This is a genomic window from Streptomyces atratus (assembly GCF_900119365.1).
Classification (GTDB): Bacteria; Actinomycetota; Actinomycetes; order Streptomycetales; family Streptomycetaceae; genus Streptomyces; species Streptomyces atratus_B.
Genome location: NZ_FPJO01000057.1, coordinates 6,299 through 15,676, shown reverse-complemented (window position 1 = coordinate 15,676; position 9,378 = coordinate 6,299). Strand labels below are relative to the sequence as shown.

The 9,378-nt window shown below is 72.5% G+C and carries 2 protein-coding genes; both read right to left on the bottom strand.

The genetic code is table 11. The features are described 5' to 3' along the window. The coding region (locus BT364_RS37800; protein WP_143166621.1) for a type I polyketide synthase at positions 1-1,767 on the bottom strand (1,767 nt) is incomplete at its 3' end. 87 nt (positions 1,768-1,854) lie between these two features. Continuing rightward, on the bottom strand, positions 1,855-9,378 hold a 7,524-nt coding region (locus BT364_RS37790), incomplete at its 5' end, for an SDR family NAD(P)-dependent oxidoreductase (RefSeq protein WP_371268702.1).

Sequence of the window (9,378 nt, the reverse complement as noted above, 5' to 3'; positions counted from 1 at the left end):
CGCACACACCGCGTCGAACGCATCCGCGAACACCGGGTACGCCTCGTACAACTCACGGCCCATCCCGGCCCGCTGCGAACCCTGACCCGAGAACAAGAAAGCCGAACGGCCACCGCCCACGACACCCCGCACCGTGCCGTCCGCGATCGCCTCCAGGCCGCGAGCGAAGTCCTCGTGCGTGCCGCCGACCACTGCCGCGCGGTGCTCGAAGCGCGCCCGTGTCAGGGCGAGCGAGTAGCCGATGTCCAGCGGTGAAGCCTGACCCACCCGGGCCAGCAGCCGCTCCGCCTGACCCGCCAGCGCCTCCTCCGACCTGGCCGACAGCACCCACGGCACCACCGGCAACACCGAATCGACAACCGACGCATCAACCGACGCGGGCTCCTCCTGCGCCTGCTCCAGGATCACGTGCGCATTCGTCCCGCTCACGCCGAAGGAGGAGACGGCGGCCCGGCGCGGCCGCTCCCCCGTCTCGGGCCATTCCCGTGCGTCGGTCAGCAGCTCCACCGCACCCGCCTCCCAGTCCACCTGGGAGGTCGGGCGGTCGGCATGGAGGGTCCGGGGCATGATGCCGTGGCGCATGGCCATGACCATCTTGATGATGCCCGCGACACCTGCGGCGGCCTGCGCGTGGCCGATGTTCGACTTCAGCGAGCCCAGCCACAGCGGCCGGCCTTCCGCCCGTTCCTGGCCGTATGTGTTGATCAGCGCCTGGGCCTCGATCGGGTCGCCCAGGGTGGTGCCGGTGCCGTGGGCCTCGACGACGTCGATGTCGGCGGCGGAGACGCGCGCGTTGGCCAGCGCCTGGCGGATCACCCGCTGCTGCGACGGCCCGTTGGGGGCGGTCAGGCCGCTGCTGGCGCCGTCCTGGTTGACGGCCGAGCCGCGGATGACCGCGAGGATCCGGTGGCCGTTGCGGCGGGCGTCGGAGAGCTTCTCGACGAGGAGCATGCCGACGCCCTCGGACCAGCCGGTGCCGTCCGCGTCGTCGGAGAAGGACTTGCAGCGACCGTCGAAGGAGAGGCCGTCCTGACGGCTGAAGTCGACGAAGGTGCCCGGCGTCGACATGACGGTCACACCGCCCGCCAGCGCCATGGAGCACTCGCCCGAGCGCAGCGCCTGGATCGCCATGTGCAGGGCGACCAGCGACGACGAGCACGCCGTGTCGACCGTCACCGCCGGGCCCTCCAGACCCAGGGTGTAGGCGATGCGGCCGGTGACGACGCTGCCGGAGGTGCCGGTGCCGAGGTAGCCCTCGACGCCTTCGGGGAGGGACTGCATGAGCGTCAGGTAGTCGTGGTACATCAGCCCGGCGAAGACGCCCGTACGGCTGCCCTTGACCGTGGCCGGGTCGATGCCCGCACGCTCGAACACCTCCCAGGAGGCTTCGAGCAGCAGCCGCTGCTGCGGGTCCATCGCCAGGGCCTCACGCGGCGAGATGCCGAAGAAGCCGGGGTCGAACTCGGTGGCCCCGTCCAGGAAGCCGCCCGCCCACGCGTTGGACGTACCCGCCTCGTCGACGCCGAACAGCCGCTCGACGTCCCATTCCCGGTCGGTCGGGAACTCCGAGATGCCGTCGCCGCCGTTCTCGACGAGCCGCCACAGGTCCTCGGGAGAGCCGATGCCTCCCGGGTAGCGGCAGCTCATTCCGACGATGGCGATGGGCTCGCGGTCGCGGTCCTCGAATTCACGCAGTCGGGTACGGGCCTCCCGCAGATCCGCCGTGGCGCGCTTGAGGTACTCGAGGAACTTTTCCTCGTTCGACATGACGTGGCACTCCTTGAGAGCGAGGCGGGATCGGCGCAGGGGGCGCGGAAGTCCCCGCGCCGGTGGACGCGGGGACCGACACGAGAGTCAGGACAGTCCCAGCTCGCCGTCGAGAAGGTCGAAGAGCTCGTCCGCGGTCGCGGACTCCAGGTCGGTCGTGTCGTCCTGGCCGTCGCCGGCCGCGGGCCGGCTGTCGGTCCAGGCCGACAGCAGACCGCGCAGGCGTTCCGTGACCTGGGAACGGTCGTCGTCGTCCGCAGGGACGACGGCCAGCGAGGCTTCGATTCGGTCCAGTTCGCTGAGCAGCGCGAGGGCGGACACCTTGCTCTCCGAGGCGAGTTCCTCGGAGAGGTGGCGGGCCAGCGCCTCCGGCGACGGGTGGTCGAAGATCAGCGTGGCCGCCAGTTTGAGGCCGGTGACCTGGTTGATCCGGTTGCGGAGTTCGACGGCCGTGAGGGAGTCGAATCCGATCTCCAGGAAGCCCCTGCCCACCTCGACCACGGCGGTCGAGGAGTGGCCGAGCACGGTGGCGATCGCCTCGCGGACCACGTCGAGCACGGCGCGGTAGCGCTCGTCGTCGGTGTGCCGGGACAGCTGCTCCTTGAGGGAGGTTGCCGACCCGGCACCGGTCCGGCCGGCCGCGGCCTGCGGGCGGGTGGCCGTACGGAAGTACGGGCGCAGCAGCGGCGGCAGCATGTCGGCGCGTACCTGCGACTCGTTCGGTGTCAGCCGGGTGAGGAGCAGATGCGGCTCGGTGGCGCGGGCGGCGGCGTCGAAGAGAGCGAGGCCCTGTTCGGCGGAGAGGGGGGCCATGCCCGCCCGGCTCATGCGGGCGATGTCGCCCGCGCCGAGCTCCCCGAGCATGCCGCCCTCGCCCCAGGGACCCCAGGCCAGCGAGGTGGCGGGCAGGCCCTGGGCCCGGCGTACGGCGGCAAGGGCGTCCAGGAAGGCGTTGGCCGCCGCGTAGTTGGCCTGGCCGGGGCCGCCGAAGGTTCCGGCGGCGGAGGAGTACAGGGCGAAGAAGGCCAGGTCGAGGTGGGCGGTGAGCTCGTGCAGGTACCAGCCCGCGTCGGCCTTGGGCCGCAGTACGTCCGCGATCCGATCGGGGGTGAGGGATTCGAGTACGCCGTCGTCGACGACCCCTGCCGCGTGCACGACGCCGGACAGGCCGCCGTCCTGCGCGGCGATCGCGTCGATGACCGCCGCGAGCGCGGCACGGTCGCCCGCGTCGCAGGTCACCCAGCGGGCGGTGGCGCCGAGGCTCTCGAGTTCCGCGACGAGCTCGGGGCCGTCGGGGCCGCCGTCGGGGCGGCGGGCGGCGAGTACGAGATTCCGTACACCCCACGTCCCGACGAGGTGGCGGGCCACCAGGCCGCCGAGGCCGCCGCTCGCGCCGGTGACGAGCACCGCGCCGTCGACGGCGGGGATGGGCTGGGCGTCCGGGTCCGGGTCCGGGAGGTCCGGGACCGTGGCCCTTGCCAGGCGCGGTACGTACACCTCGCCGGCGCGGACCGCGGCCTGCTGCTCGCCGAGGGCGGCGAGGAAGCCGTAGCCCTCGACGGAGCCGTCGGTGTCGACCAGGCCGATCCGGTGCGGGTGTTCGGACTGGGCGGAGCGCACCAGGCCCCATACCGCGGCCGCGGCCAGGTCCGCGACCTCGGAGCCGCCTGCGGCCACCGCGCCGCGGGTCACGACGACCAGGCGCGCCCGGTCGTCGTGGTCGGCGCCCAGCCAGTCCTGCAACTGGTTCAGGACGTCGGACACGCGCTCGTGCACGCCGGCCACCACGTCGGTGCCGGATTCGGTGCCGAGCGCGGGCACTTCGAGGACCGTAACGGCATCGGCTCCGTCGGCGGAGGCGGGGGCGCCGGCCTGCGGGGCGCCTGCGGGCGTCCATTCCAGGCGGAAGAGCGAGTCGGAGCCACCCTGGGAGGGGGGCGCCAGCTGTCCGGTGCTCAGCGGCCGCATGACGAGGGAGTCGATCCGCGCCACCGGCGAGCCTGCGGCATCGGCCAGATCGAGCGAAACGGCTCCGCTGTCGGCGGTGGTGATACGGACCCGCAGCACCGGGGAGCCGACCGCGTACACGGTCACGCCGGTCCAGGCGAAGGGCAGTTGGCCGCCCTCGGCGAGGGAGCCGCCGCTGACTCCGATGGCGTGCAGGGCGGAGTCGAGCAGCGCCGGGTGCAGACCGAAGCGGCCCGCCTCGTCCCACACGTCCTCGGGCAGCGCGACCTCGGCGAAGACCTCGTCCTTGCCGCGCCACACCGCCCGCAGGCCCTGGAAGACGGGCCCGTAGCCGTAGCCGATCTCGTTCATGAAGTCGTACACGCCGTCGACCGACACCGGTTCCGCGTCCTGCGGCGGCCACTCCGTCAGGGCCGGACCGGCCTGCCCGACGGTATCGGTCACCAGTACGCCGCTCGCGTGCCGCGTCCAGCGGGCCGTGGCCTCGTGGACCGGACGGGAGTGGATCTCCAGCGGGCGCCGGCCGTCTTCGGCGGGACCGGCCCACAGCTGGAGGACGACGGCGTCCGTGGCGCCCAGGACGAGCGGGGCGGCAATGGTCAGTTCCTCGACGCGGTCGCAGCCCGCCTCGGCCGCGGCATGAGCGGCGAGGTCGACGAACGCGGCACCGGGCAGCAGCACCGTGCCCATGACCGCGTGGTCGGCGAGCCAGGGGTGGGTGTCGAGGCCGATCCGGCCGCTGAGCAGCAGCCCGTCGGATCCGGCGATGCTCACGGAAGCGTCGAGGAAGGGGTGCTCCGTGGTTCCCATGCCCATCTGACCGAGGTCGCCGAGTGCGGGTCCGGTGGAACGCAGCCAGTAGTGCTCGTGCTGGAAGGCGTAGGTGGGGAGGTCGGTGCGCTGGGCGCCGGTGTTCGCGTAGTACGCGGCCCAGTCAATGGAGGCGCCATGGGCATGCAGCTCCGCCACGGCGGTGGTCAGTGCCTCGGTCTCGGAACGGTCCTTGCGCAGGGCGGGTACGAAGCCGGCCTCGTCGTCGGTGACGCAGTCCTGGCCCATGGCAGACAGCACCCCGCCGGGTCCGAGTTCCAGGTACGTCGTGACGCCCTGGGTTTCCAGGTGGCGTACGCCGTCGAGGAAACGGACCGACTGACGGACGTGGTCCACCCAGTAATCGGCGGTCAGCAGCTCCTCACCAGCCACCTGGCCGGTGAGGTTGGAGACGATGGCGAGCTTCGGTGCGTGGAAGGTCAGGCCCTCGGCGATCGTCTTGAACTCGGCGAGCATGGGCTCCATGCGTGGTGAGTGGAAGGCGTGGCTGACGCGGAGGCGCTTGGTCTTCGCGAAGCCCGACGCGATCGCGAGTACGGCGTCCTCGTCGCCGGAGACGACCACGGAGTCCGGGCCGTTCAGCGCGGCTATCGAGACACCCTCGACCAGCAGAGGCAGGATTTCCGCCTCCGTCGCCTGGACGGCGACCATCGCGCCACCGGTGGGCAGTGCCTGCATCAGACGCCCACGCGCCGCGACCAGTGCCGCCGCGTCCTCCAGCGACCACACCCCCGCCACATGCGTGGCGGCCAGCTCACCGATCGAATGACCCAGCAGGTAGTCCGGGACCACACCCCAGTGCTCCAGCAGCCGGAACAGAGCCACCTCGACCGCGAACAGACCCGCCTGCGTGTACACGGTCTGGTCGATCAGCTCCGAACCGCCGAACACCACATCCTTGACCTGTTGGTCGAGGTGCCGGTCCAGCTCGGCGCAGACCGCGTCGAAGGCGTCCGCGAACACCGGGTACGCCTCGTACAGCTCACGGCCCATCCCGGCCCGCTGCGAACCCTGACCCGAGAACAGGAACGCCGAACGGCCACCCTGGACCGATCCCCGCACCACACCCGGGGCCGTTTCGCCTGCGGCGATCGCCTTCAGGCCGGTGAGGAACCCCTCCCGTTCGCCTGCGACGACGGCGGCCCGGTGTTCCAGGTGTGCGCGGCCCGTGGCCAGCGACCAGGCGGTGTCCAGCGGCGCCGGGTCGGTGGCCGGTTGCCCGCTCACGTACTGCGCGAGCAGCGTGGCCTGTGCACGCAGGGCGTTCTCCCCGCGGCCGGACAGGACCCAGGGCACGGTGGCCGGAGCCGGTCGGCCGGGGGCCGATTCGCCTGCGGTGGCGCGTTCGACGGTGGGCGGTTCCTCAAGGATGGTGTGGGCGTTGGTGCCGCTGACCCCGAAGGAGGACACTCCCGCGCGGCGCGGCCGCTCCGCGGTGCCCGGCCAGTCGCGGGCCTCGGTGAGCAGTTCCACCGCGCCCGCCGACCAGTCCACCTCCGTGGACGGCGTATCGACGTGGAGGGTCCGGGGCAATACGCCATGGTGTATCGCCATGACCATCTTGATGACGCTCGCGACACCTGCGGCGGCCTGCGTATGACCGATGTTCGACTTCAGGGAGCCCAGCCAGAGCGGGTGGCCTTCCGGGCGGTCCTGCCCGTAGGTGGCGAGCAGGGCCTGGGCCTCGATCGGGTCGCCCAGAGTCGTGCCCGTGCCGTGCGCCTCGACGACGTCCACGTCGGCGGCCGAGATCCCGGCGTGGGCGAGGGCCTGACGGATCACGCGCTGCTGGGCCGGGCCGTTGGGGGCGGTGAGGCCGTTGGACGCGCCGTCCTGGTTGATGGCCGAGCCCCGTACGACCGCGAGAACGTCGTGGCCGTTGCGTACGGCGTCCGAGAGCCGCTCGACGAGCAGGACCCCTACGCCTTCGCCCCAGCCGGTGCCGTCCGCCGCGTCCGCGAACGCCTTGACGCGGCCGTCGCCCGCGAGTCCGCCCTGTCGGCTGAACTCGGCGAAGACCGTACCGGTCGCCATCACGGCGACACCGCCGACGAGGGCGGCCGAGCATTCGCCGCTGCGCAGGGCCTGGACGGCCATGTGCAGGGCGACCAGCGACGACGAGCAGGCCGTGTCGACCGTCACCGCCGGGCCCTCCAGACCCAGCGTGTAGGAGACCCGGCCGGAGAGCACGGCGGTGGCCGTGCCGGTCATGAGATAGCCCTCGGTGCCCTCGGGGGTCCGGGTGACATCGCTGCCGTATCCCTGCGAGGAGGCGCCGATGTACACGCCCGTGCGGCTGCCCCGCATCGACGAGGGGTCGATCCCGGACCGTTCGAGGGCCTCCCAGGACGCCTCCAGCAGCAGCCGCTGCTGCGGGTCCATGGCCAGGGCCTCGCGCGGGTTGATGCCGAAGAACCCGGCGTCGAAGTCGCCCGCACCGGCGAGCCAGCCGCCCGCGGCCACCGGCCGGTCGGCCGCGTCACCGCCCGGCCAGCCACGGTCGGCGGGGATGTCGCCCACGGTGTCGATGCCTTGGGCGACCACGCGCCAGAGGTCCTCCGGCGAGTTCGCCCCGCCCGGGAAGCGGCAGCTCATGCCGACGATGACGACCGGGTCCTCGTCCGCTCCGGCTCCTGCTGTGGACAGCGCCGCGAACGATTCGGCGGGCAGGTCCTCGGCCGGCTCGTCGAGGACGAGGGTGAGGAGGTGGCCGGCGAGCTCCGCGACGGTGGGGTGGTCGAACACGAGGGTGGCGGGCAGGCGCAGGCCGCTGGCGGTGTTCAGGCGGTTGCGTACGTCCACGGCGGTCAGCGAGTCGAAGCCGAGTTCGCGGAAGGGCCGAGAGATGTCGAGTGCACCGGCGTCGGCGTATCCGAGGACTGCGGCGGCCTCGCCGCGCACCAGTTCCACCATCCGGTTGCGCTGCTCGGCCGGGGTCAGCCCGGCGAGCCGGCGCTGGAGGGCGGAGGTGACGCCCGATTCGGCGCCGCCCGCCTCGGCCTCGGCCGCGTCGAGGATCTCCCGTACCTCGGGGAGGTCTTCGAGCAGCGGGCTGCGGCGCGCCACGGTGAAGGAGGGGACGAAGCGGTCCCAGCGGATGTCGGCGACGGTCAGGGTGGTCTCGCCGTGCTCGACGGCCTGGCGCATCGCGTTGATCGTCAGCCCGGGGTCCATGACCGGCAGGCCGCGGCGGCTGAGCAGTTGCTCCGCCTCGCCCTTTGCCATTCCGGCGCCGCCCCAGGCGCCCCAGGAGACAGCGGTGGCGGTCCGGCCGCGGGCGCGGCGGTCCGCGGCGAAGGCGTCGAGGTAGGTGTTGGCCGCGGCGTAGGCGCCCTGGCCGCCACTTCCCCAGATGCCGGAGATCGACGAGAAGACGACGAAGGCGTCGAGCGGGTCGTCGCCGAGTGCGTGGTCGAGGTTGCGTGCGCCGGCCGCCTTGGCGGTGATGACATCGGCGAACGTGGGGTGATCGGTGTCCTCGATGGAGCTGAGCTGGCTCACACCTGCCGTGTGGATGACCGCGGTGACAGGGTCTCCCTGGCTGCGCAGACCGGCGACGAGGTTCTCGACTGCGGTGCGGTCGCTCACGTCGCAGGCGGCGATCGTGACACGGACGCCCTTGGCGGTCAGTTCGGCTTCGAGTTCGGCGGCGCCGGGTGCGGCGGGGCCCCGTCGGCTGGTCAGGACGAGGTGTTCGGCGCCCTGGTCCGTGAGCCAGCGGGCGATGAACGTACCGAGCGCCCCCGTACCGCCGGTGATCAGGACGGTGCCTCGGGGGTTCCAGGACTGTACGGGCTCGCCGAACGGAGCGCGGACGAGGCGGCGGGCGAAGACGCCGGAGGCGCGGACGGCGACCTGGTCCTCCTCGCCGGTGGCGCCCAGGATTCCGGCGATCCGTGCGAGGGCACGGTCGTCGAGGGTGGCGGGCAGGTCGATCTGACCGCCCCACCGGCCCGGGTGTTCCAGGCCGACCACACGGCCGAAGCCCGTGAGGGTCGCCCGGGCCGGGTCGGCCGGCGGGTCCGCCTTGCCGACGGCCACGGCACCGCGGGTGAGGGTCCACAACGGAGCCGGACCGGCGGCCTCGATCAGGAACTTGACCAGGTCGACGGTGGCGATGAGGCCGCTGGGCAGCGCAGTGAACTCGCTGTGCGGGGTCTCGTCCAGGCCGACGAGGGAGATGATCCCGTCGGTGTCCGGCAGACCGTCGCCGACGAGTCCTCGGAGCGTCGTACGAACGATCTCGGCGCCCTGCCGTGCCAGGCCCTCGGCGAGGGTGGCCGCGAGCTCGGCGTCGCCGTCAGCCGGGTTCTCGGGTACGACGAGCAGCCAGCGGCCGGTGAGAACGGCCTCGGTGTCCGAGGCGACGGGCTTCCAGGTGACGCGGTAGCGCCAGGAGTCGATGGTCGAGCGCTCCTGACGGCTGCGCCGCCAGGAGGTGAGCGCGGGGAGAGCCGCGCGCAGGGGCTCGGTGTCGGCTCCGTCCAGGGCACCGGCGAGAGCTTCGAGGTTGCCCTGCTCGATGGCCTGCCAGAAGCGGGCCTCGTCCGGGTCGACGGTCTGCGCGGCCGCGATGGCGGCACCGTGCTGGAACTCGGGCCAGTAGCGGGTGCGTTGGAAGGCGTAGGTGGGCAGGGCGACGCGGGTGACGCCGGTCCCGAAGACGGCCGTCCAGTCGATGTCGACACCGTGGCAGTGCGCCTCGGAGAGGGATGTCAGCAGCCGCTGCGCCTCGTCCTCGTCACGGCGCAAGGTGCCGAAGGCTGACGCATCCGTGCCGGTGTCCTCGATGGTGCCCTGGAGACCGATCGT